Origin of the sequence: Nocardioides sp. NPDC059952 (assembly GCF_042730435.1) — a bacterium.
GTDB lineage: Bacteria > Actinomycetota > Actinomycetes > Propionibacteriales > Nocardioidaceae > Nocardioides.
This window is the reverse complement of the sequence record NZ_JBHWLY010000004.1, coordinates 134797-157547: the sequence shown is the minus strand read 5'-3', so window position 1 is coordinate 157547 and position 22751 is coordinate 134797. Positions and strand designations below refer to the sequence as shown.

Sequence of the window (22751 nt, the reverse complement as noted above, 5' to 3'; positions counted from 1 at the left end):
CCGTCGGGCTGGCGAAAGACCGGGTCCCCGCCTGACCGCACCCCCGCCGTGTCGGCCAATCCTCACACGAAATCCCGCCGAGTCGGCTCGACATCACGCGCCGACTCGGCGGGAGTCGTGAGGGCGGGCAACTCGGCGGGGCCTCAGGTGGAGCGTCACCACGGATGACGTTGCCGTGCCAAGTCGGGTTCGGTCTGCTCACCCATCGAGCCTGGCCGAACAATGCGGAAGGTACATCCGCACGGATACCCAAGTGCGCTGACTCGAAGTCGCTTGGTCTGACCTGCGTGCGAACGAAAATTCGTTCGCCCCGGACAACGCCCCGTCCGCCGTCGCTGGGGGCACTCGGCGATGCGGCCTAGGTTCCGGTCCCGCCTGAGCTCTCAGCCGTTCTGACGCTGAGGCGCCGGCTCCTCGGTGATCGCCACGGCGATCCATGGGGCCAGGATGTACGCCGGGATCGCCAGCAGCGGCAGGCTCGTCATCGGGGTCGCGATGATCACGAAGGCGATCCCGGTACAGAACCGCCCCAACCCGGCACGCCCGCTCAGATAAGCCCCGACCACCGGCCCGATCAGCCCCACGACGACCATCACCGCCACGCTCGCCAGCCACGACAGCTCGATCCCGGAGCTCGTGACGGCAAGGTAGACGGGCAGCACCGTCACCAGGCTCAGCAGCGCGGCGACGCCCCAGGCCTTGTAGGAGCGGGCCAAGCGCTCACGGTTCGTCAGGATGGGGGTCGTCATCGCGGGGTTGGTCATGGGCGGAGTCTCGCAGTGCACCCGTCGCGACCGGCCGCGAAACGCGCGAAACGGCGGAAACCCACACCTGGACAGGTCAGGAGCGGTGGGTCTCCAGCACCCGGAACCCCTTGGCGCTGCCGATCCGTTCGGTCGGGTAGCCCTGCTCGCCGAGCCAGCGCTGGAGGGAGTCGCCGCCGAGGTTCTTGCCGACGACCATGACGGCGCGACCGCCGGGAGCGAGCCGGGGAAGCCAGGTCAGGAGGAGCTCGTGGAGGGCCTGCTTGCCGATCCGGATCGGCGGGTTGCTCCAGATCTCGTCGTACGTCACCTCGGGGTCGACCTCGCCCGGCACGGCGGCGCGATAGCGGTCGCCGAGCCCGAGTGAGGCGGCGTTCTCGTTGGCCAGCAGGACGGCGCGCTCGTTGACGTCGACCCCGGTGACGTACGCCTCCGGCACCGCGAGACCCAGCGCGAGCCCGATCACGCCGTAGCCGCAGCCGAGGTCGAGGACGCGCGCGCCCGGCTTCAGAGCAGGCGGCTCGGTCTCCTTGAACAGCACCGAGGTGCCGATGTCCAGGCGCCCCTTGGCGAAGACGCCGGACCCCGAGACCAGCGAGAGGTCGAGGTCCCACACGGTCGTCGAGACGGGGATCCGTTCGAAGGGCACCGACGGGTCGGCGGAGAAGTAGTGCTCGTCGTCAGTCCCGGTCAACCTCGTGCGCCTCTCTGCGGTTCATGGTGCGTTCGTGCTGGGCCGCCAGCATCTCGTCCGGCGGATAGGCGACCTCTTCGAGGGTCAGTCCGTTGGCCGGCGCGATCGGGATGGAGGAGGACCGCGAGCGCGAGGCCAGCGACTCCTTGGCCCAGGTGACGTCCTTGCGGCCCTCCCCGATCACCATCAGGCAGCCAACGAGCGAGCGCACCATCGAGTGGCAGAAGGCGTCGGCGAGGACGGTCGCCTCGATGATCCCGTCGGGGCGCCGTTCCCAGCTGAGCTGGCGCAGGTCGCGGATCGTGGTCGCGCCCTCCCGCGGCTTGCAGAAGGAGGCGAAGTCGTTGAGCCCGACGAGATCCGCGGAGGCGACGTTCATCAGCGACAGGTCGAGCGGCCGCGTCCGGTAGAGCACGTGCCCGCGCAGCAGCGGGTCGACGTACGCCGGGTCGTCCACGATCCGGTAGACATAGCGTCGCCACAACGCCGAGAACCGGGCGTTGAAGCCCACCGGCGCCTCGACGGCGGCCCGCACCCGCACGTCGGCGGGGAGGATCCCGTTCAGGCGGCGCACCAGCGCGGCCAGCGGCGACTGCTCGGAGCGTCCGCGCGAGGACTCGAGCACGTCAGCGTCGATGTCGAAGTGGGCCACCTGGCCGCGGGCGTGCACACCCGAGTCCGTCCGCCCCGCGACCGTCACCCACACCTGGGACCGCTCCCCCGTGCCCGGCACGCGCAGCGCGGTCGCCAGCGCTCCCTGGAGCTCCCCCTGGACCGTACGCAGCCCCGGCTGGGTCGCCCAGCCGTGGAACGTGGTGCCGTCGTAGGCGAGGTCGATCCTGATGCGCACGGCCCCATTCTCGCAGCGACCACGTCGTTTGCCAGACTCGGCGCATGCGCTATGTGATCTTCGGAGCAGGAGCGGTCGGCGGCGTCGTGGGCGGCCTGCTGCACAGGGCAGGGATCGAGGTCACCCTGGTGGCCCGCGGTGAGCACCTCCGCGCGATCCAGGACCTCGGCCTCAGCCTCGACACCCCCGACGGCGTGCTGACCCTCGACGTACCCGCCGTCGGCGAGGCCGGCGAGGTCGTCTGGACCGAGGACACCGTCGTGCTCCTCAGCGTCAAGGGCCAGCAGACCGAGGCCGCGCTCGAGGACCTGGCTGCGTACGCCCCGCCGGGCACGCCGGTCGTCTCCCTGCAGAACGGCGTCGCGAACGAGCCCCGGATCCTGCGGCGGTTCGCCCGGACGTACGCCATCCATGTCATCCTTCCCGCCACCTTCCTGACCCCGGGCGCCGTCGTCCAGGACTCCGGCAACAGGCCCGGCGTCCTGGACATCGGCCGCTACCCCACCGGCGTCGACGAAGTCACCACGGCGATCGCGAACGACCTGGTCAACGCAGGGTTCCTGAGCGAGCCGCGCGCCGACATCATGGCCTGGAAGCACCGCAAGCTCCTCAACAACCTCGGCAACGGCGTCAACGCCGCGATCGCCCCCGGCCCCAGCGACGAGGAGATCTACGCCCGCTGCCTGGCCGAGGCGGAGACCGCCCTCGCCGCCGCCGGCATCGACGTCGTGACCGCCGACCAGGACCGGGCCCGGCGTGCCGGCCACATCACCGGCCGCGGCCATGCCAACAACAGCTCGACCTGGCAGAGCCTCACCCGCGGCACCGGCGTCGAGATCGACTACCTCTCCGGCGAGATCGTGCTGCTCGGTCGCCTCCACGGTGTCCCGACGCCCGCCAACGAGGCCATCCAGCGCGCGGTCCACGACATCGCCCGCACCGGCGCAGAACCCGGCTCTCTCGACGGCACCGCGTTCCTCACGGGCCTCTGACAGTCCCGCTCGGAATAGGGGTGGTCAGGTACGCAGCGGCTCCGGCAGGCTGCCTGCCATGAGCTACGCCGCGCCTCCTCCCCCACCGCCCCCTTCGCCGTCGCCGCCGACCCACCTCACCGGCTCCGCCCCTCGATCGACCATGGGTGCCACCATCTTCGTGATCGTGGCGGTGCTGATCCTGCAGATCGCGATCGCCCTGATCGGCTTCCTCCTGACGTACTTCCTCGGAGGCACGATCGCGAGCATGTCCGTCTCCAACGTCGTGACCATCGTGCTCAACGCGCTGCTGTACGCCGTGGTCGCAGGTGGCGCCGCGTACATCGCTCGCACCCCGACGGGCCGGCTCCTCGGCATCGTGCTGCCGATGCTCTCCTGGCTGTTGAGCACGGTGTTCTGGTACGGGTTCATCCGGCTGCTGGACTTCTACAACCCGGCCGTCATCGGCTTCCTCTCGCCGATGTTCCTCATGCTGGTCCTGGCCGGCTGGGGATCTGCCGCCTGGACCGGCCGGCGGTGGCTGATCGGGCTGCCCATCACCTACGTGCTGCTCATCGTGGTGCAGGTTCCGCTGTCGCTCGTGCTGGCGCCCGCCATGTCGCTCGACAACATCGCCGCCGCGCAGCTGCTCTCGGCCCTCTCGACCGTCGCGACGACCGTGGTCATGGTCCTGGGCGGGGTCATCTGCTGGCTCTTGGCCCGCACCGAGCAGACCGCCGGGCAGTGACAGTCGGGAGATGACAGCGGCCCGTCACCCTCGCGGGTGACGGGCCACAGTTCAGAACCAGATCAGGCCTTGGCCTCGTCCTCGGTGGTCTCCGCAGCGGGAGCCTCCTCGGCAGCCTCGGTCTCGACGACCTCGGTCTCCTCGACCGGCGCCTCCTCGACCTTCTCCTCAACGGGGGCGGCAACCGGAGCCGCGGCAGCCGGAGCAGCCTTGGTCTTCGGCTCGTAGGCCTCGTTGACGAGCTCGATCACAGCCATCGGAGCGTTGTCGCCCTTGCGGGGACCGATCTTGGTGATCCGGGTGTAGCCACCCGGACGCTCCGAGAACTGCTCGGCGATCTCGGTGAAGAGGGTGTGCACGACCGACTTGTCGCGGATGGTCTTGAGAACCTCGCGACGGTTGTGCAGGTCACCCTTCTTGGCCTTGGTGATCAGCTTCTCCGCGACGGGGCGGAGGTGCCGAGCCTTGGCCTCGGTGGTGGTGATGCGGCCGTTCTCGAACAGCGCGGTGGCGAGGTTCGAGAGGATCAGCTTCTGGTGCGCGGGCGAACCGCCGAAACGGGCACCCTTCTTCGGGGTAGGCATCGTGCCTGCTCCTTCTCTCCGGCCGTATCAGGTACCGGGGTAGACGCCCCTCACGGGGCGGTTTGGTGGAAACTCAGTACTGCTCGTCCTCGACGAACGCGTCGTCGTCATCGTCGCCGTAGGCGGCGAGGGCGGCGGACGGGTCGAAGCCCGGAGCGCTGTCCTTGAGGGACAGGCCCATCTCGTGCAGCTTCAGCTTGACCTCGTCGATCGACTTGGCGCCGAAGTTGCGGATGTCGAGCAGGTCCTGCTCCGAGCGCGAGATGAGCTCACCCACGGTGTGGATGCCCTCACGCTTGAGGCAGTTGTAGGAGCGAACGGTCAGCTGCAGGTCCTCGACCGGGAGGGCGAGGTCGGCGGCGAGCTGCTCGTCGACCGGCGACGGGCCGATGTCGATGCCCTCGGCGTCGACGTTCAGCTCGCGGGCCAGACCGAAGAGCTCGACCAGGGTCTTACCGGCCGAGGCGATCGCGTCACGGGGAGCGATCGACGGCTTGGTCTCGACGTCGATGACGAGCTTGTCGAAGTCGGTACGCTGCTCGACACGGGTCGCCTCGACCTTGTAGCTGACCTTGAGGACCGGCGAGTAGATCGAGTCGACCGGGATGCGGCCGATCTCGTTCTCGGCGCCCTTGTTCTGGACGGCGGAGACATAGCCGCGGCCACGCTCGACCACGAGCTCGAGCTCGATCTTGCCCTTGTCGGACAGGGTCGCGATCTTCAGGTCGGGGTTGTGCACCTCGACACCGGCGGGCGGCGCGATGTCGGCAGCGGTGACGTCACCGGCGCCGGACTTGCGCAGGTACATGGTGACGGGCTCGTCGTGCTCGGAGGAGACGACCAGACCCTTGAGGTTGAGGATGATCTCGGTGACATCCTCCTTGACGCCCTCGATGGTCGAGAACTCGTGGAGAACGCCGTCGATCTTGATCGAGGTGACCGAAGCACCGGGGATCGAGGAGAGCAGGGTGCGCCGAAGAGAGTTGCCCAGCGTGTAACCGAAGCCCGGCTCGAGGGGCTCGATCACGAAGCGGGAGCGGAACTCCTCGACGGACTCTTCCGACAGGGTGGGGCGCTGTGCGATAAGCACTGATTTGTCCTTTCCGGGCCGACCGCTATTTGACGGACCCGAACTTCAAGGGGTGATGACGGAAGGCTGTGGGGCTGGCAAGGCCCCGGCGTACGACTTCGTATGAAGTTGAACGCCGGGGACTCGCCGTGGTTACTGCTGAGGGTTGATCAGAGCTTCGAGTAGTACTCGACGATCAGCTGCTCCTGGACCGGGACATCGATCTGCGCCCGGACCGGAAGCTGGTGGATCAGGATGCGCATGCGCGACGGCACGGCCTCGATCCACGCGGGGACGACGCGCTCGCCGTGGGTCTCGCGAGCCACGATGAACGGGGTCATCTCCAGGGACTTCTCGCGAACGTCGATGACGTCGTGAGCCGAGACCTGGAACGAAGGCACGTTGACCTTCTTGCCGTTGACCAGGAAGTGGCCGTGAACGACCAGCTGGCGGGCCTGGCGGCGGGTGCGGGCGAAGCCGGCACGGTAGACGACGTTGTCCAGGCGGCCCTCGAGGAGCACCAGGAGGTTGTCGCCGGTCTTGCCACCGCGACGGTGGGCCTCGGCGTAGTAGGAAGCGAACTGCTTCTCCATCACGCCGTAGGTGAAGCGAGCCTTCTGCTTCTCACGAAGCTGGAGGAGGTACTCGCTCTCCTTGATGCGGCCGCGGCCGTGCTGGCCGGGAGGGTAGGGGCGCTTCTCGAACGCCGCGTCGTTGCCGACAAGGTCGACACCGAGACGGCGCGACTTGCGGGTCATGGGTCCGGTGTAACGGGCCATTACTCTTCAGTCTCCTTCTATGTCTCGGTGGGGATCAAACGCGACGGCGCTTGGGCGGACGGCAACCGTTGTGCGGGGCCGGCGTGACGTCCTGGATGGTGCCGACCTCGAGGCCGATCGCACCCAGGGAACGGATCGCGGTCTCGCGGCCCGAGCCCGGGCCCTTGACGAAGACGTCGATCTTCTTCATGCCGTGGTCCATCGCGCGGCGGCCAGCGGCCTCGGCGGCCATCTGAGCGGCGAACGGGGTGGACTTACGCGAGCCCTTGAAGCCGACGGTGCCGGCCGAGGCCCACGAGATCACCGCACCGGTCGGGTCGGTGATCGTGACGATCGTGTTGTTGAACGTGCTCTTGATGTGGGCCTCGCCCTGAGCGACGTTCTTCTTCTCCTTGCGACGAACCTTCGTCGCACCCTGTCGGGTCTTCGGAGGCATGCATTAACTCCTGTGTTGGCTGGTCTGTGAGATCGAGGCGAAAGCCGGATCAACGCTGCCCGGAAGAATCCGGTACAGGCGTCGGATCACTTGGCCTTCTTCTTGCCGGCGACGGTGCGCTTCGGGCCCTTGCGGGTGCGCGCGTTGGTCTTGGTCCGCTGGCCGCGGACCGGAAGGCCCTGACGGTGGCGGCGACCCTGGTAGCTGCCGATCTCGATCTTGCGACGGATGTCAGCCTGGACCTCGCGACGGAGGTCACCCTCGGTCTGGATGCCCTGGGCTTCGATCTCGTCACGGAGCTTGACCAGCTCGTCCTCAGCCAGAGCGTGCACCCGGGTGTTCGGGTTGACGCCGGTGGCCTCGAGGAGCTTCTGCGAGGTGGTACGGCCGATGCCGTAGATGTAGGTGAGAGCGATCTCCACGCGCTTGTCGCGCGGAAGGTCAACACCTTGGAGGCGTGCCATGTCGTTCCTTCTCGTTCGTCAGAGGTGTCGTTCGGGTCGCGCCCCGGGGTGGCACCCTCGGGCTCCGGCCTCTGAACCGGAGGTGCTTCGGAGGCGTACGCCTCCTAGCGACTCGATGCGAATATTCAGTTGTGCGCGAGAAAGGGACTCAGCCCTGGCGCTGCTTGTGGCGCGGGTTCTCGCAGATCACCATGACGCGGCCGTGGCGACGGATCACCTTGCACTTGTCACAGATCTTCTTGACGCTCGGGTTGACCTTCATGTCAGCCCTTTCTTTGTCTAGACCGGCTTACTTGTACCGGTAGACGATCCGACCGCGGGTCAGGTCGTAGGGAGACAGCTCCACCACCACGCGGTCCTCGGGAAGGATCCGGATGTAGTGCTGTCGCATCTTGCCGCTGATGTGGGCGAGAACCTTGTGTCCGTTGCTCAGCTCCACACGGAACATGGCGTTGGGGAGGGCCTCCACTACGGTGCCCTCGATCTCGATCACGCCTTCTTTCTTCGGCATGCCCTCTGCAATCTGTTGGTCGGTCATCTACCGTTCAAACCACGGATCGGATGACCCGCGGGCGGTCCGGGAACCTCTCCGAGAACTCGGAGTGGACCTCGTGAAGCCATCTGCATGTCTCACCCGCGAGCGCACAGAAGCGCGCTGACCGGGCAGCCGCGAGGCACGACGAGACAGACCCACGTTGGACCGACTACCAAGCCTAGACCCCTAGAACAGCAATGCCCTAATCGTCAAGCCGCCACATCCGTAGAGCAATGCGAAGAATACGGACGTGTCGGCTTGAACCTTTGGGTCGCTCGCTGACGCTCGCTCAGGCCCTGGCCGCCGCGTCGGCCTGAGCGACCTCCGCGACGTACGCGAGCGCCACCTCCGGGTCGCCGAGGAACGGCCCGAGATCCTCGGGGTGCGGGAACAGCCGGGTGAACCGGTCCGCCACCGCCTGATGCTGGGTGGCCGCGCCGAGCACCTGCTGCACGTGGTCGGGCAGCGGGTTGAGCAGCGCGTCGGTCAGGCCGGTCGAGTGCTGGGCACGGGTCTCCCAGAAGGTCTCGAAGGTCGCCCGCATCCAGGCCGGGTCGAACGGCAGGTCGCCGCGATCGAGGATCGCCTGGGTGTAGATGCCGGCGCAGTGGGCGGCGTTGTTGGACCCCTGGCCCGCGATCGGATCGTTGACCACGACGACGTCACCCATGCCGAAGACGTACGCTCCGTCCCCGACCTCTGCGTACGGCTTGCGGATCATGCCGGTGAACGCGCCCGAGAGCGAAGCACGGGCGTCGGTGGGTTCGCAGTCGAGCATCAGCTCGCCCTCCCACGGCATGTGCTCGAGCATCACGTGCTGCAGCCGGCGCAGGTGCTCGTCGGGACGCGGACGGTCCCAGAAGCAGTCGAAGGGGCCGTCGGGGATCGCCTCGACGAACGCGACCCGGCTCGGCCCGGCCTGGGTCAGGGCGCTGATCACGAACAGCTCCCCCACGCCGGGCGCGACGTTGATCCGCATGCTCCCGGCCGGGAAGTCGTCGGGCTCGACCATGCCGTGGAGGTAGATGGCCGAGAGCGCACGGCCGGGGGTGTCGTACTTGGACCGGACCGGGTCACGGTCGAACAGCTCGACGATCTCGCCCTTGCCGGCAGCGATCAGGGTCAGCTCGTACATCGAGGACAGGCCGGCGAGGTCGGAGGTCATCACCGGGTGGTAGATGATCCGGCCGCCCCGGTCCTCGAACAGCTCGAGCCAGGCGGACATCTTCAGGCGCTGGTCGACGGACATGGCGTACGGCTCCCAGGGCCCGTCGAACTTGAGCGCGCGCACGCCGGGCTCCGGGCTGACCGAGATGCCGACCGCGGGGATGCGGGGCGCCTCGTCCTCCCAGAGGTTGAGGTCGTAGACGCGCTCGTAGGCAAGCGCAGGGTCGAACATGACCTGGGTCGACATCGGCCAGCCGTGGCGCAGCTCGTCGGGCGTACGCGCGGACATGACCGTCACCTCATAGCCCTCGGCCTGGAGGCTGAGAGCGAGCTGCATGCCCGCCTGTCCGGCGCCGACGATCAGGATCTTGCGCAATGAAACTCCTTCGGAGTGGGGACGCCTCCGGGCTCAGGCGCGTGTGGGGGTGTTTTTCATCGTGTGCGACAGGCAGGCGACCAACGTCTTGGCCGTCGACCTGCGGTCGCGGGCATCCACGGTCACCAGTGGTGTCCGCTCGTCGAGACAGAGCGCGTCGCGCACCTTCTCCAGCGAGTGGGTCAGCTGCCCGTCGAACAGGTTGACCGCCACGATGAACGGGACGTCGGTGTCGTTCTCGAAGTAGTTGACCGCCGGGAAGGACCCGTCGAGCCGGCGGGTGTCGACGAGGACGACGGCGCCGCTGGCGCCTCGGCACAGGTCGTCCCACATCGGCCAGAACCGGGGCTGGCCCGGGGTGCCGAACAGGTAGAGCAGCAGATCGGGCGCGAGGGTGACCCGCCCGAAGTCCATCGCGACCGTGGTGGTCGTCTTGGCGCTCGAGTCCGAGAGCGGGTCCACCGACTCACCGGCCTGCGTCATCCACGCCTCGGTGTTGACCGGCGGGATCTCCGAGACCGAGGCGACCAGGGTCGACTTCCCGACGCCGAAACCCCCGGCGACCACGATCTTGGCGGAGGTGACGGTCAGTGCCGGGCGGTCAGCCGAGCTCGGAAAGGCCATCGATAACTCTCTTCAACAGACGGTGGTCGAACGGGGAGTCGTAAGCCCCCTCGTTGATCTGCAGGTGCTCGGTCGAGGCCAGGTCCTCGAGCAGCACGCGCGTCACCCCGAGCGAGATCCCGCAATGCGCGGACAGCTCCGCGACCGACTGTGGACCGAGCCGTACGCGGTCGTAGAGCCGGCGCGACTCGGGCGTCAGCTTGGCGGCCGCGCGCGCGTCGAAGTGCGCCGCAGAGACCAGCGTGTGCACGTACAGCTGGTGGTTGGTCCTGGTGCGGCCGCCGGTGAGCACATAAGGACGTACCCACGGGTTTACACTCACGCGCGCTCCCCCGCCATCGAGCTGACCGTCATCTGGCGCAGCTCGTCGCGCATCTGGGGAGTGAGTACGTGGCCCACGGCGTCGACCATCTGGGCCATCTTGTGGGCGACGACGCCCAGGTTGGCTCCGGCGCCGACGAGGACGGCGAAGCCCGCGAGATCACCGATGCCCATGAAGAGGAAGTGTCCGGTGTGGAACTTCAGCATCACCTGGTCACAGCCGGGCTCACCGACCTCGCGCGCGATGTTGTTGCCGAGACTGATCACTCCCGCCGTCATCGCGGCGAGCGGGTCGGCGACGTTGGCGGACATGCCGCCGGCACCGATCAGCGGGAGTCCGTCGGAGGAGACGATGAGCGCATGGGTCACACCCGGGGTGGAGCTGGCGAAGTTGTCGATCAGCCAGCTGAATTCCTTGGGGTCGCGGGGGACGACCGGGCTTTCCATTACGAAAGGGTTCCTTTCACTGCTGGGGCTTAGCTACCAAGGGAGAACGCGTCGAGATCGTCGGCGAAGGAGTGCCGGGCCGCCGACTGGTCCTCGGGCGAGGACTCATCCGGCTGCGGTCCAGCGGCTGCTTCGGGCACGGTCTGCTTGCTGCGCAGGCTGACCGGCTCCCGGCGCGGGAGCGCGCCTGACTCTACTGGGCTGCTCTGTTCAGCGGGCACGGAGGCCTCATTCGTCTCATCCGTCCCATCCGTCTCGCCAGGGAGCGGGATCGACGTCTTCATGGTGTCGGTGGCGAGATCCGGCGACGGCTGCTCGCTGGGCGCCGGCGCGAACTGGGCCGCCGGCTGGTGCAGAGGCTGTCGCAGCGCGGGCTGTTGCCCGGTCTGCGGCGCGATCTGCTCGGTCGGCGGCATCGGCCGGCGCACCGGCTCGAGCGTGGACGGACGCAGCTCTCGCCGCACGGGCCGGGCGGCCGGCTGAGGCATGGACTCGGGTCCACGGCGCCGCCGCGGGGCGGGAGGCAGGACCGCGACGCTGCTCGCGCTCGAGGTCCGCGGCAGCTCGGCCGGCTCGAGCGGGGTGACCGGCACCTCGCACAGGAGCTGGGCGGGCACCGTCACCATCGCGATCATCCCGTTGCCGGGCGCGGGGCGGGTGGCGAGACGTACGTCGATGTCGTACCTGCGCGCGATCCGGTGCACCACCGGGAAGCCGGTGTGGCTCCCGGACTTGCTGACCAGCTCCACGATCGGGCCCGCGAGCAGCGCGTTGAGGCGACCCACCGACCGCTCCGGGATGCCGATGCCGGTGTCCTCGATGCGGAACAGCACGTCCCCGGCGTCGGCCAGGTGGACGTTGACGGTCACCGCACCCGGGGAGTACTTGGTCGCGTTGTCGAGCAGCGCGGCGATCAGGCAGGAGACGTCGTCGGCGGCGTAGCCGATGACCGCGAGCTCGCTCACCCGGCCGATCGTGACCTGGTTGTAGCGCTCGATGCCCGACAGCGCCATCCGGATGATGTCCAGCAGCGAGGTGTCGATGCCGCCCATCTCGTCCTCGGCGCGGCCGGCGAGGGTGCGCATGTCGCGGGTCGCGCGGCGCATGCGGGTGACGGCGTGGTCGACCTCGTAGAGCTGCTTCAAGCGATCGGGGTCGTCCTCGTCGGCCTCGAGCCCGTCGAGCGAGATGCGCATCTGCTCGGCCAGGCTGATCAGGTGGAGCCCGAACTGCTCCATGATCTCGGGCCAGGCCTCGTCCTCGTCCTCCTGGAGGGGAGGTGGTGTGGACGAGATCGGCGTGGACGAGATCGGTGGCATGGCGGGGTTGGATGGCACCGGAGAGAAAGGCACGGCATGCCCCCCGGTCGGAGGGAACGAGCGAGCAAGACCCGGATCTGACTGCTCAGCGAGCGTCGCAGTCTGGGGCCCCCGGCGCTTCAACCAGCGCAGGCTCCAGCGTGTCATGAGGCGGCACTTTCAAATGTGGAGAAGGAAACAGAGCGTTGATCAGACTGGCACAACCGGCGCGCGAGCGCAGAGTTACGCGCCCAGAAGCAGACAGTGTCCTAGGTCCCTCGTCCCAAGTGGCTCAGGCGCGCCGTCCGCTCGCGACGAGGTGGCCCGATCCTACGCGGCCACCCAACTCACCTGGCCAGCAGCCGCAGGGTCTCCTCACGGGCCGGCGCGGTGCGCGGGTCCGTCCCCTCGTACGCCGATCCGACCGGGTTCACCATGACCTCGTCCACGCCGTACTCCTCGGCCATCCCGGCCAGGCGAGCCTTCGCGTACGCGGCATCGCCGATGATCCAACGGCCGCGCATCGTCTCGACCAGCCCCTGGTGGGCCTCGGGGATCTCCGTCTTCTCGGCCTCGTCGATGCTGGGCTGCGCGGTCAGCGGCTGACCGGTGCGCAGCTTCAGCATCGTCAGCAGCTGCGGCAGGGCCCGGCGCTCGGCCTCCTCGGAGGTCTCGGCCACGCTCGCGTTCACGGTCAGGAACGTCTTGGGCTCGCTGAGGAGCTCGGAGGGCTGGAAGGTCGAGCGGTAGAGCTCGATCATCGCCTTGGTGTCGGTGCCGTTGCCCGCGAAGTGGTGGGCGAAGACATAGGGCAGGCCCTTCTCGGCAGCCAGGCGCGCGGAGTAGTCGGAGGAGCCGAGCAGCCAGAGCTCGGCGACGGACGCGGCCGACGGGGTCGCGTGCAGGACGTGCTGGCGACCGCCGGCCATCAGCCCGACGCCTTCCGGCGCCATCATCGCGACGATGTTGTCGAGGTACTCCGGGAAGCGGTTGACCGCGTCCTCGCTCACGCCACCGGCGCCGTGACGCAGTGCCCAGGAGGTCACCGGGTCGGTCCCCGGCGCACGGCCGATGCCGAGGTCGATCCGTCCCGGGAACGCCGCCTCGAGCAGCGAGAACTGCTCTGCCACCACCAGCGGTGCGTGGTTGGGCAGCATCACTCCCCCGGACCCGACCCGGATCCGCTCGGTCGCGCCGGCCACCAGTGAGATCAGCACCGGCGGGTTGGTCGACCCGACCGCGGGCATGTTGTGGTGCTCGGCAAGCCAGTAGCGCTCGAACCCGAGCTCGTCGGCCACCTTCGCCAACGACAGCGTCGCGGCCAGGGCATCGGCGGAGGACTGGTCCTTGCGGACCGGGACGAGGTCGAGAACGCTCAGCTTCACGTGAGGTCTCAACCCCGTCCGAGGGGTCGCTTATTCCGGTGGCAGCAGCGCGCGCAGGCCATCGGCGATGGCCGAGCGCCACCAGGCGTAGTCGTGGCCACCGTTGTGCTCGGCGGAGGTGACGTCGACCCCGGCGGCACGGAGACGGTCGACGAGGTCGTGGTGGAGCTCGTCGAGGACCCATTCCTGGGTGCCGTGCGCCAGGTGCACACGGGTCTTCGCCTCCGCCGTGACCGCGTCCGCGAGGTCATCGAGCCACAGCGAGGCCGACTGGCTGGCAACACCGTGGATGTGCTCGGGATAGGTCAGTCCGGCACGCAGCGCGGTGACGCCGCCGAGGCTCTGGCCCACGACGTAGGTCTCCTCGGAGACCGCGCGACGCTCCCGCACCCACGGCAGCAGCTGGTTGACGATGTAGTCGGCGCCCTCGCCTCCGGCGAGCTCCTCCCACCGCTTGTCGCGGCCGCCGGAGGCGGGCAGGACGCAGCGTACGTGGCGGAGGTGGCCGTCGGCGATCAGGTTGTCGAGCGTGGTCGGCAGCGAGTGGTGGTCGGTCCAGATCTCACCGTCGAGGGCGACCACGAGCGGCAGGTCGACGTTGAGACCGGCACCTGCGGGGTCGTAGAGCCAGACGTCGCGACCGTCAGGACCCACTTCCAGCGTCACCGTGCCGGCGACGACGTCGTCGCGCCGGAACAGCCACGGCTGCAGCGGAGCATCCGGCAGCGAGACCACCGACTGCTTGGTGCCCTGCCGGTTGTGGCACCAGTCGGGGTTGAGCGGGTCGAGGTAGCCGCGGTGCAGCACGGCACGCAGCTCGACCTGGCCCTCGCTCTCCCACGGGGCCGGCTCACCGGAGTGCTTGCACAGGAAGGAGTACGACGCCCGCCAGTCGCCCTTCATCAGGAACGAGGCGTGCCACAGGTCGGTGCCGACCTTCCGCTCGAGCATCGTCTCGTCGAGATGACGCTCGTCGGTCAGCCGGTTGGCGAAGAGGAGCACCTCTTCGGCTTCATCATCGCGCCAGCAGAAGGTGACGATCACCTCGTCGTCCGCGGCGCCGGCGCCTGTCTCCTCGACAAGCGGGAGCGAGGTGGCGATCTGGTCCCAGAACATGTCGATGTCCTCAGGACTGAGGCGGTCGATGATCGCGCTTCGCGTCCGTGCTGATGGATTGGGTCGCACGGCCGTTGGTGGTCGCAACTGCGTACTCATCCGGTTCTTCCTCCCGAGCACGGGGCTCTCTCTGTCCCCGCGGGCTGACCAAGTTACTCACAGTCGGGGCCGCACGCGAGATGCCGAGGTCCCTTTCTCTGTCAACTGACAGGTGATGTCGCATATCCGCTAGTCAAAGCCTCGGATAAGCGGCAATCGCTCAGTTTCCTATCAGGTTCCTAGCAGTTTTCGGTCCGCATGTCGGCACAGATCGCGACCGCGCCGAGGAGTCCGGGGCCCTCCCACTGGGTGAGTCGGATCTCGCCGACCTGGTCCGCCGGGACCCCGCCGCCGAGGACGTCGAGGCGCTGCGCAGCGGCCATGCTCCCGTGGCCGGCCTTGACCAACGCCTCCTTGCGCACCCACAACCGCGTGAACGCGTACGCAGCGTCCTCCTGCCCCACGACCCAGGCCGCCTCGCGCGGCGAGAGCGCCCGATCGGGTCCGCGCGAGACCTTCTCCACGTCGATGCCGCAGCGTCGGCCGGCCGCGACCGCGGCGACCTGGCCGCGGGTGTGACTGAGGCTCACTCGGATCGCTGCCGCACCGGCCACCGACGGCGCGCCGTGCTCGGCACTGCCGCAACGAGCGCAGCGCTGCTCGATCACGATCTCCTTGCGCTCGGTGCCCACCAGCTCCGCGGCGCACTCGCGGACGAGGACGTGCGCGGCGGCGTAGGCCTGCTTGTCGGCATCGGCGACCAGCCGTTCGTGACGCGCCCGCTCCGCGGCGGTGAGCAGCCCGAGATCGGCGTCGACCTCGGCTACTGCCGCGAAGCGCACGATCTCGGTCATGCCGCGGCTCAGTGACCGCCCCAGGGCACACCGAGCTTGCCGAGCATCTCCTCGCCACCGTCGAGCGCGGTGAGCACCCAGGCGCCGTCGGAGGTGAGCGCGAAGGTGTGCTCGAAGTGGGCCGCCCAGGAGCCGTCGTCGGTCACGACGGTCCAGTCGTCGTCCAGGGTGGTGACCTCGGGGCCACCGAGGGTGAGCATCGGCTCGACGGCGAGCGCGATGCCGCGCTGCAGCTTGGGGCCCTTGCCGGGCTTGCCGTAGTTGAACACCGACGGCTCCATGTGCATCTCGGTGCCGATGCCGTGGCCGCTGAAGTCCTCGAGGATGCCGTAGTCGCCCTGGGAGTCGACGTAGGTCTCGATGGCGTGCGAGATGTCGGTGACCCGTCCGCCCAGGCGGGCAGCGGCGATGCCGTGCCACATGGACTCCTCGGTGACGCGCATCAGCTCGGAGACCTCCTCGGACACCGAGCCCATGGCCACCGTGATCGCGGCATCGCCGTGCCAGCCCTCGACGATGGCGCCGCAGTCGATGGAGATGATGTCGCCGTCCTGGAGCACTCGGGAACCCGGGATGCCGTGGACCACCACTTCGTCGACCGAGGCACAGATCGAGCCCGGGAAGCCGTGGTAGCCCTTGAACGACGGGACGCCACCCCTGGACCGGATCGAGTCCTCGGCGATGGCGTCGAGCTCGGATGTGGTGACTCCGGGCCGCGCGGCGGCCCGGAGCACCTCGAGCGTCTCGCCGACCACGAGGCCGGCCCTACGCATCTTCTCGATCTGCTCAGGGGTCTTGATCTGGACCTTGTTCAAGAAGCCCACTGCTCCCCCGTTGCGTTACACAATTTCTGGTTCAGGACTCAGGGACGATGTCGAGCTCGTCGAAGATCCGCTTGGTGACGTCCGCGACCTCACCCAAGCCGTCGATCTCGTGGACCAGCCCACGACCCTTGTAGACCTCGATCAGCGGCGCGGTCTCCTCGAGGTAGACCTCCTGGCGGCGACGGATCACCTCGGCGGTGTCGTCGGCGCGGCCCTCGAGCTGGGCACGCTGCAGCAGTCGCTGCACGATCTCGTCCTTGTCGACCGTCAGCACGACCACGGCGTCGAGGGCGTGGCCGGTGAACTTGATCATCCCGTCGAGCTCCTCGACCTGGGCGAGCGTGCGCGGGTAACCGTCGAGAAGGAACCCCTGCGAGGCGTCGTCCTGGTCGATGCGGTCGCGCACCATCAGGTTCGTGACCGAGTCCGGGACGTACTCTCCCTTGTCCACGTAGGACTTCGCCTCGATGCCGAGGGGCGTGCCCTCGCTCATGTTGGCGCGGAAGATGTCACCGGTCGAGATCGCGGGGATCCCGAAGTGCTCGGCGATGAACTTCGCCTGGGTGCCCTTGCCGGCTCCCGGCGGGCCCATGATGATCAGTCTCATCGGAGGAACCCTTCATAGTTGCGCTGCTGGAGCTGGCTCTCGATCTGCTTCACCGTGTCGAGGGCGACGCCGACCATGATGAGGATCGAGGTGCCGCCGAACGGGAAGTTCTGGTTGGCGCCGATGAGGGCCAGCGCGATCAGCGGGATGAGCGCAACCAGACCGAGGTAGAGCGAGCCCGGCAGGGTGATACGGGACAGAACGTAGGACAGGTAGTCCTCGGTCGGCTTCCCGGCTCGAATACCTGGGATGAAGCCGCCGTACTTCTTCATGTTGTCGGCGACCTCCGGTGGGTTGAAGGTGATCGACACGTAGAAGTAGGTGAAGAAGATGATCAGCGCGAAGTACGTCGCCATGTAGACCGGGTGGTCGCCACGGACGAAGTAGTTGTTGATCCAGTCGACCCACGCCGGCGGGTTCTGCGCGTTCTGGTTGAACTGCGCCGCCATCGCCGGCAGGTAGAGCAGGGACGAGGCGAAGATGACCGGGATGACACCGGCCTGGTTCACCTTGAGCGGGATGTAGGTCGACGAGCCGCCGAACATCTTGCGACCGACCATCCGGCGGGCGTACTGGACCGGGATCCGGCGCTGGGCCTGCTCGATGAAGATGACCGCCGCCATGATCGCCAGACCGATGACGATCACGATCGCGAAGGTCCACCAGCCCTTGTCGTTCTTGACCGCCCACATCGTGGCCGGGAAGGTGGCGACGACCTGGGTGAAGATCAGGATCGACATACCGTTACCGATGCCGCGCTCGGTGATGAGCTCGCCGAGCCACATGATGACCGCGGTGCCGGCGGTCATGGTGATGACCATGACCAGGAAGGTGGCGGTGCCGTCGTCGTGCAGCAGCGGCTGGGTGCAGCCCTGGAGCAGATCGCCGGAGCGGGCCAGCGCGACGATGCCGGTGGCCTGCAGGACCGCAAGGCCGAGGGTCAGGTAGCGGGTGTACTGGGTGATCTTCGTCTGCCCGGCCTGGCCCTCCTTCTTGAGGGCCTCGAGCCGCGGGATCACCACGACGAGAAGCTGCAGGATGATGCTCGCTGTGATGTACGGCATGATGCCGAGCGCGAAGATCGTCAACTGCAGCAGGGCGCCACCGGAGAAGAGATTGACCAGGTTGTAGAGGCCGGCGCTGTCACCGGTCTGAGCCGCGTCAAGACACTGCTGGACGTTCGCGACGTGAACGCCAGGAGCCGGGATCTGGGACCCAGCCCTGAAGATCACGACGATGAAGAGAACAAAGAGCAGCTTCTTGCGCAGGTCCGGGGTACGGAACGCTGATGCGAACGCGCCAAGCACGAATGGTTCCTCTTTCGACAATCAGGGGTCGCAGGGCCTGCGCCGATGCGAAAACCCGTGGCAGCCTAACAGCCCCCACGGCAGTTCTTGCACGTAGGGCTGAAACAGCGGGAGCGCGGTCGGGACCCCGAAGGGGCGACCCGGCCGCGCTCCCACGTGACAGGCTCTACGTTAGTAGAACTGTCAGAGAACCGTGACAGTTCCGCCAGCGGCCTCGATCTTCTCCTTGGCAGTGCCGGAGAAGGCGTTGGCGCTGATCTCGACCTTGACGGTCAGGTCACCCTGGCCCAGGACCTTGACCGGGTGGCCCTTGCGGACGGCACCCTTCTCGATCAGGGTCTCGGGGGTGACGACGCCACCCTCGGGGAAAAGCTCGTTGAGCTTGTCGAGGTTGACGACCTGGAACTCCACCTTGAAGGGGTTCTTGAAACCCTTCAGCTTGGGGAGTCGCATGTGCATCGGGGTCTGGCCACCCTCGAAGTAAGCGGGGACCTGGTAACGGGCCTTCGTGCCCTTGGTACCACGGCCGGCCGTCTTACCCTTGGACGCCTCACCACGACCCACACGGGTCTTGGCCTTCTTGGCACCGGGAGCCGGCGCCAGGTTGTGCACCTTGAGTGCCATATCAGTCGACCTCCTCGACCGTCACCAGGTGACGGACGGTCTGGACCATGCCGCGGATCTCCGGGCGGTCCTCCTTGACGACCACGTCGCCGATCCGCTTGAGACCGAGCGTACGCAGCGTGTCGCGCTGGTTCTGCTTCAGACCAACGCGGCCCTTCAGCTGCTTGACCTTGAGCTGCGCCATCAGGCCGACACCTCCGCGGCGGGAGCCGCGGCCTCGACCTGCGCCTTGAGCAGCGCGTCGGGGGCGACGTCCTCAACGGGGAGACCACGACGGGCGGCGACGGCCTCAGGCGTCTCGAGCATCCTGAGGGCCTCCACCGTCGCGTGGACGATGTTGATCTGGTTGGACGAACCGAGCGACTTGCTCAGCACGTCGTGGATGCCGGCGCACTCCAGGACGGCGCGCACCGGACCACCGGCGATGACACCGGTACCAGGGGCGGCCGGACGGAGAAGGACCACACCAGCGGCCTTCTCACCCTGCACCGGGTGCGGGATCGTGCCCTGGATGCGGGGAACGCGGAAGAAGTGCTTCTTCGCTTCCTCGACACCCTTGGCGATCGCCGCGGGAACTTCCTTCGCCTTACCGTAGCCGACGCCGACCAGACCTTCACCGTCACCGACGATCACAAGGGCGGTGAAGCTGAAGCGACGACCACCCTTCACGACCTTGGCAACTCGGTTGATCGCGACGACCTTCTCGATGTAGGCGGTCTTGTCGGCGCTCTGGTTACGACGGTCGTCGCGACCTCGGCGCTCGCCACCACGCTGTCCGCGCTGGGCTCCGCTCATCAGACTTTCCTCTTCTCTCGTTCGATCGTTGCGATCAGAAGGTCAGACCGGCCCCGCGCGCGCCATCAGCGAGCGCGGCGACACGGCCGTGGTACTTGTTGCCGGCACGGTCGAAGACGACGGTCTCCACACCAGCGGCCTTGGCACGCGACGCAACCAGCTCGCCGACCTGCTTGGCCTTGGCGGTCTTGTCACCGGAGGCCGACCGCAGGTCGCCCTCGATGGTCGAAGCCGAGGCAAGCGTCTTGCCGGCCAGGTCGTCGACGACCTGGGCGGTGATGTGCTTGGCCGAGCGGGTCACGACGAGGCGCGGGCGCTCCGGCGTACCCTCGATCTTCTTGCGACCGCGGGCCTGACGACGCAGGCGCGAGCGGACACGGGAAGCGGTGTGCTTGTTGTTCGACAGCGAGATGGCCATCACTTACCAGCCTTTCCGACCTTGCGGCGGATGTTCTCGCCGGCGTAACGAACGCCCTTGCCCTTGTAGGGCTCCGGCTTGCGCAGCTTGCGAATGTTGGCCGCAACCTCACCGACGAGCTGCTTGTCGATGCCGACGACACCGAGCTTGGTCGGACCGTCGGTGGTGAAGGTGATGCCCTCGGGCGCGTCGAAGACGATCGAGTGGGAGTAACCCAGCTGGAACTCCAGCTTGGTCGGGCCCTTCGACAGCACGCGGTAACCCACGCCGACGATCTCGAGCTTCTTCTCGTAGCCCTCGGTGACACCCAGGACCATGTTGTTGATCAGCGTGCGGGACAGGCCGTGGAGGGCCTTGTTGTCCCGGCTGTCGTCGGGGCGCTTGACGTCGAGGACGCCGTCACCCTTCTCGACGGTGATCGGGTCGACCACGGTGTGCGACAGGGTGCCCTTGGGGCCCTTGACGTTCACGACCTGGCCGTCGATGGTGACGTCCACGCCGGCCGGAACCGGGACGGGGAGCTTGCCAATACGCGACATTTCTTCTCTCTCCCTTCCCTGATTACCAGACGTAGGCGAGGACTTCCCCACCTACGCCCTTCTTGTTCGCCTGGCGGTCGGTCAGCAGACCCTGGCTCGTCGAGATGATCGCGACGCCGAGGCCGCCGAGCACCTTCGGGAGACCGGTGTGCTTCGCGTAGACACGCAGACCGGGCTTGCTGATGCGGCGGACGCCGGCGAGCGAGCGCTCACGGTTGCGGCCGTACTTGAGGGTGATCGCCAGGGTCTTGCCGACCTGGCCCTCGGTGGGCTCCAGCACCTCGTACTTGCTGATGTAACCCTCCTGCTGGAGGATCTCAGCGACGCCCTGCTTCAGCTTGCTGTACGGCATCGAAACCGTATCGTGGAACGCCTGGTTGGCGTTGCGCAGACGAGTAAGCATGTCTGCGATCGGGTCAGTCATCGTCATTGGCCGAACGGCCCTTTCTCGTAGTGGTTTCCTCACGACACGGAGTCATGAGGACCTTCAACGTCAGTGGTTGGAACGGTGATCGCTCACCAGGAGGACTTGGTGACGCCGGGCAGCTCGCCGCGGTGGGCCATCTCGCGCAGGCAGATACGGCACAGGCCGAACTTGCGGAACACAGCCTTCGGGCGGCCGCAGCGCTGGCAGCGGGTGTAACCGCGGACCGCAAACTTCGGCTTGCGGGCGGCCTTCACCTTGAGAGCGGTCTTCGCCATCTCAGTTCTCCTTGAACGGGAAGCCGAGCGCCTTGAGCAGCGCGCGACCCTGGTCGTCGTTGGTGGCAGTCGTCACGAGGGTGATGTCCATGCCCCGCGAGCGGTCGATCTTGTCCTGGTTGATCTCGTGGAACATGACCTGCTCGGTGAGACCGAAGGTGTAGTTGCCGTTGCCGTCGAACTGCTTGCCGTTGAGACCACGGAAGTCCCTGATCCGGGGCAGAGCGAGCGAGAGCAGGCGGTCGAGGAACTCCCACATGCGGTCGCCGCGCAGCGTGACGTGCGCACCGATCGGCATGCCCTCACGCAGCTTGAACTGCGCGATGGACTTCTTCGCCTTGTTGATCAGCGGCTTCTGGCCGGTGATCGCGGTCAGGTCGTTGACAGCGCCCTCGATCAGCTTGGAGTCGCGAGCAGCCTCGCCCACACCCATGTTGACGACGATCTTGGTCAGACCGGGGATCTGCATGACATTCGGGATCTCGAACTCGGCCTGCAGGGCCGGGGCGATCTCCTCGCGGTACTTCGTCTTGAGGCGCGGGGCCACAGCGGTGTCGGTCATGATCAGATGTCCTTACCGGTCTTGCGCGAGATGCGAACGCTGCGCTCGGCGGCGTACGTCGACCCGTCGGGGCGACGCTTCTGGACCGTCTCACGGCGGTAGCCGACGCGAACCGGCTCGCCACCCTCGAGCAGCTGGACGTTGGAAACGTGGATCGGGGCCTCGGTGTTCACGATGCCGCCGGTGGTGCCGGCGCGACCGCCCTGGTCCTGGACCTTGGTGTGCTTCTTGACGAGGTTGATGCCCTCGACGATCACACGGTCCTCCTGGGTGAGGACAGCGATCACCTTGCCGGAGCCGCCCTTGTCCTTACCAGCGATCACCTTGACGGTGTCGCCCTTCTTGATGTGCGAGCGACCCATCACAGCACCTCCGGCGCGAGCGAGATGATCTTCATGAACTTCTTGTCGCGCAGCTCACGGCCGACCGGGCCGAAGATGCGGGTGCCTCGCGGCTCGCCGTCGTTCTTGAGAATGACGGCGGCGTTCTCGTCGAAGCGGATGTACGAGCCGTCTGCACGGCGGCGCTCCTTGACGGTGCGCACGATGACGGCCTTGACGACGTCACCCTTCTTCACGTTGCCACCGGGGATAGCGTCCTTGACGGTGGCGACGATGGTGTCGCCGATGCCGGCGTAGCGACGACCGGAACCACCGAGCACACGAATGCAAAGGATCTCCTTCGCACCAGTGTTGTCGGCGACCTTGAGTCGCGACTCCTGCTGGATCATTACTTCTCCTTGTCGAGCTGGTTCTCTCCCCGCTCCAGGGCGGGTGAGCCTTGCCGAACGTAATGGGATTTGATGGGCACAGGCCCAGCGAACAATGGTCGCTGGACCTGCGCCCTTTGGTC

33 protein-coding genes are annotated in these 22751 nt (G+C 67.4%); 2 read left to right on the top strand and 31 right to left on the bottom strand.

Translation table 11 applies throughout. The features are described from left to right. Positions 1-383 precede the first annotated feature (383 nt). From ACFV9G_RS03455 to truA, 3 genes are all read right to left on the bottom strand, one after another. A complete protein-coding gene (locus ACFV9G_RS03455) occupies positions 384-764 on the bottom strand; it encodes a hypothetical protein (protein WP_378724879.1) in 381 nt (126 codons plus the stop codon). Between the two features lie 76 nt (positions 765-840). Beyond that, on the bottom strand, positions 841-1458 hold the full coding sequence (locus tag ACFV9G_RS03450; RefSeq protein ID WP_378724877.1) for a class I SAM-dependent methyltransferase: 618 nt from the start codon (positions 1456-1458) through the stop codon (positions 841-843). Continuing rightward, positions 1445-2308 (bottom strand): tRNA pseudouridine(38-40) synthase TruA, encoded by an 864-nt coding sequence (truA, locus tag ACFV9G_RS03445; protein ID WP_378724875.1) that lies wholly within the window; start codon positions 2306-2308, stop codon positions 1445-1447. Before truA ends, ACFV9G_RS03450 begins: the two co-directional genes overlap by 14 nt. 44 nt (positions 2309-2352) lie before the next feature. Here truA and ACFV9G_RS03440 point away from each other — a divergent pair, with 44 nt between their 5' ends. Then, positions 2353-3300 carry a ketopantoate reductase family protein gene (locus ACFV9G_RS03440; protein WP_378724873.1) on the top strand — a complete coding sequence of 316 codons (948 nt, stop codon included), beginning with the start codon at positions 2353-2355 and terminating at the stop codon, positions 3298-3300. A 58-nt stretch (positions 3301-3358) separates the two neighbouring features. Continuing rightward, a complete protein-coding gene (locus ACFV9G_RS03435) occupies positions 3359-4027 on the top strand; it encodes a hypothetical protein (RefSeq protein WP_378724872.1) in 669 nt (222 codons plus the stop codon). Between the two features lie 62 nt (positions 4028-4089). On the opposite strand, the gene rplQ is transcribed toward ACFV9G_RS03435, so the two are convergent. The 28 genes from rplQ to rplN form a co-directional block, all read right to left on the bottom strand. Beyond that, positions 4090-4611 carry a 50S ribosomal protein L17 gene (gene rplQ, locus ACFV9G_RS03430; RefSeq protein WP_378724870.1) on the bottom strand — a complete coding sequence of 174 codons (522 nt, stop codon included), beginning with the start codon at positions 4609-4611 and terminating at the stop codon, positions 4090-4092. A 73-nt stretch (positions 4612-4684) separates the two neighbouring features. Beyond that, positions 4685-5701 (bottom strand): DNA-directed RNA polymerase subunit alpha, encoded by a 1017-nt coding sequence (locus ACFV9G_RS03425; protein ID WP_008361061.1) that lies wholly within the window; start codon positions 5699-5701, stop codon positions 4685-4687. 149 nt (positions 5702-5850) lie between these two features. Continuing rightward, positions 5851-6459, bottom strand: a complete 609-nt coding sequence (gene rpsD / locus ACFV9G_RS03420) for a 30S ribosomal protein S4 (protein WP_357335413.1) — start codon at positions 6457-6459, stop codon at positions 5851-5853. Positions 6460-6493: 34 nt separating this feature from the next. Beyond that, positions 6494-6895 (bottom strand): 30S ribosomal protein S11, encoded by a 402-nt coding sequence (rpsK, locus tag ACFV9G_RS03415; RefSeq protein WP_091052417.1) that lies wholly within the window; start codon positions 6893-6895, stop codon positions 6494-6496. Between the two features lie 86 nt (positions 6896-6981). Then, complete coding sequence (gene rpsM / locus ACFV9G_RS03410; protein ID WP_008361056.1) at positions 6982-7359, bottom strand: 30S ribosomal protein S13; 378 nt, start codon at positions 7357-7359, stop codon at positions 6982-6984. Positions 7360-7507: 148 nt separating this feature from the next. After that, on the bottom strand, positions 7508-7621 hold the full coding sequence (gene rpmJ, locus ACFV9G_RS03405; protein ID WP_008361054.1) for a 50S ribosomal protein L36: 114 nt from the start codon (positions 7619-7621) through the stop codon (positions 7508-7510). 27 nt (positions 7622-7648) lie between these two features. Beyond that, on the bottom strand, positions 7649-7870 hold the full coding sequence (infA, locus tag ACFV9G_RS03400) for a translation initiation factor IF-1 (RefSeq protein WP_011757309.1): 222 nt from the start codon (positions 7868-7870) through the stop codon (positions 7649-7651). Positions 7871-8183: 313 nt separating this feature from the next. Further along, complete coding sequence (locus ACFV9G_RS03395) at positions 8184-9437, bottom strand: styrene monooxygenase/indole monooxygenase family protein (protein WP_378724867.1); 1254 nt, start codon at positions 9435-9437, stop codon at positions 8184-8186. Positions 9438-9470: 33 nt separating this feature from the next. Next, positions 9471-10004 carry an ATP/GTP-binding protein gene (locus ACFV9G_RS03390; RefSeq protein ID WP_378724886.1) on the bottom strand — a complete coding sequence of 178 codons (534 nt, stop codon included), beginning with the start codon at positions 10002-10004 and terminating at the stop codon, positions 9471-9473. 34 nt (positions 10005-10038) lie between these two features. Then, entirely contained in the window at positions 10039-10383 is a 345-nt protein-coding gene (locus ACFV9G_RS03385) for a DUF742 domain-containing protein (RefSeq protein ID WP_378724865.1), read from the bottom strand. Next, positions 10380-10829 (bottom strand): roadblock/LC7 domain-containing protein, encoded by a 450-nt coding sequence (locus ACFV9G_RS03380; RefSeq protein WP_091052410.1) that lies wholly within the window; start codon positions 10827-10829, stop codon positions 10380-10382. The genes ACFV9G_RS03385 and ACFV9G_RS03380 overlap by 4 nt, the downstream gene beginning before the upstream one ends. Before the next feature lie 29 nt (positions 10830-10858). Beyond that, positions 10859-12148, bottom strand: a complete 1290-nt coding sequence (locus ACFV9G_RS03375) for an ATP-binding protein (RefSeq protein ID WP_378724862.1) — start codon at positions 12146-12148, stop codon at positions 10859-10861. A gap of 326 nt (positions 12149-12474) precedes the next feature. Then, entirely contained in the window at positions 12475-13512 is a 1038-nt protein-coding gene (locus ACFV9G_RS03370) for an LLM class flavin-dependent oxidoreductase (protein WP_378724860.1), read from the bottom strand. 30 nt (positions 13513-13542) lie between these two features. Beyond that, positions 13543-14628, bottom strand: coding sequence for an enterochelin esterase domain-containing protein (locus ACFV9G_RS03365; RefSeq protein ID WP_378724858.1), 1086 nt, complete (start codon positions 14626-14628; stop codon positions 13543-13545). 278 nt (positions 14629-14906) lie between these two features. Beyond that, positions 14907-15521: a 4'-phosphopantetheinyl transferase family protein gene (locus ACFV9G_RS03360; RefSeq protein ID WP_378724856.1), complete on the bottom strand. Its 615-nt coding sequence runs from the start codon at positions 15519-15521 to the stop codon at positions 14907-14909. A gap of 8 nt (positions 15522-15529) precedes the next feature. After that, a complete protein-coding gene (gene map, locus ACFV9G_RS03355) occupies positions 15530-16345 on the bottom strand; it encodes a type I methionyl aminopeptidase (protein ID WP_378724854.1) in 816 nt (271 codons plus the stop codon). Between the two features lie 31 nt (positions 16346-16376). After that, positions 16377-16952: an adenylate kinase gene (locus ACFV9G_RS03350; RefSeq protein WP_378724852.1), complete on the bottom strand. Its 576-nt coding sequence runs from the start codon at positions 16950-16952 to the stop codon at positions 16377-16379. After that, positions 16949-18259: a preprotein translocase subunit SecY gene (gene secY / locus ACFV9G_RS03345; protein ID WP_091052399.1), complete on the bottom strand. Its 1311-nt coding sequence runs from the start codon at positions 18257-18259 to the stop codon at positions 16949-16951. The genes ACFV9G_RS03350 and secY overlap by 4 nt, the downstream gene beginning before the upstream one ends. Before the next feature lie 183 nt (positions 18260-18442). After that, positions 18443-18883: a 50S ribosomal protein L15 gene (rplO, locus tag ACFV9G_RS03340; RefSeq protein ID WP_091052397.1), complete on the bottom strand. Its 441-nt coding sequence runs from the start codon at positions 18881-18883 to the stop codon at positions 18443-18445. Between the two features lies 1 nt (position 18884). Continuing rightward, positions 18885-19067 carry a 50S ribosomal protein L30 gene (gene rpmD / locus ACFV9G_RS03335; RefSeq protein WP_378724850.1) on the bottom strand — a complete coding sequence of 61 codons (183 nt, stop codon included), beginning with the start codon at positions 19065-19067 and terminating at the stop codon, positions 18885-18887. Next, on the bottom strand, positions 19067-19678 hold the full coding sequence (gene rpsE / locus ACFV9G_RS03330; RefSeq protein ID WP_378724849.1) for a 30S ribosomal protein S5: 612 nt from the start codon (positions 19676-19678) through the stop codon (positions 19067-19069). Before rpsE ends, rpmD begins: the two co-directional genes overlap by 1 nt. 34 nt (positions 19679-19712) lie before the next feature. Beyond that, on the bottom strand, positions 19713-20096 hold the full coding sequence (rplR, locus tag ACFV9G_RS03325) for a 50S ribosomal protein L18 (protein WP_378677861.1): 384 nt from the start codon (positions 20094-20096) through the stop codon (positions 19713-19715). Further along, entirely contained in the window at positions 20096-20635 is a 540-nt protein-coding gene (gene rplF / locus ACFV9G_RS03320) for a 50S ribosomal protein L6 (protein WP_378724847.1), read from the bottom strand. The genes rplR and rplF overlap by 1 nt, the downstream gene beginning before the upstream one ends. Before the next feature lie 22 nt (positions 20636-20657). Further along, on the bottom strand, positions 20658-21065 hold the full coding sequence (rpsH, locus tag ACFV9G_RS03315; RefSeq protein ID WP_378724845.1) for a 30S ribosomal protein S8: 408 nt from the start codon (positions 21063-21065) through the stop codon (positions 20658-20660). An 86-nt stretch (positions 21066-21151) separates the two neighbouring features. Next, a complete protein-coding gene (locus ACFV9G_RS03310) occupies positions 21152-21337 on the bottom strand; it encodes a type Z 30S ribosomal protein S14 (RefSeq protein WP_017932844.1) in 186 nt (61 codons plus the stop codon). A 1-nt stretch (position 21338) separates the two neighbouring features. After that, a complete protein-coding gene (gene rplE, locus ACFV9G_RS03305) occupies positions 21339-21899 on the bottom strand; it encodes a 50S ribosomal protein L5 (RefSeq protein WP_091052391.1) in 561 nt (186 codons plus the stop codon). 2 nt (positions 21900-21901) lie between these two features. Continuing rightward, a complete protein-coding gene (gene rplX, locus ACFV9G_RS03300; protein WP_091052390.1) occupies positions 21902-22261 on the bottom strand; it encodes a 50S ribosomal protein L24 in 360 nt (119 codons plus the stop codon). Continuing rightward, positions 22261-22629 carry a 50S ribosomal protein L14 gene (gene rplN / locus ACFV9G_RS03295; protein ID WP_008361015.1) on the bottom strand — a complete coding sequence of 123 codons (369 nt, stop codon included), beginning with the start codon at positions 22627-22629 and terminating at the stop codon, positions 22261-22263. Before rplN ends, rplX begins: the two co-directional genes overlap by 1 nt. Positions 22630-22751 lie beyond the last annotated feature (122 nt).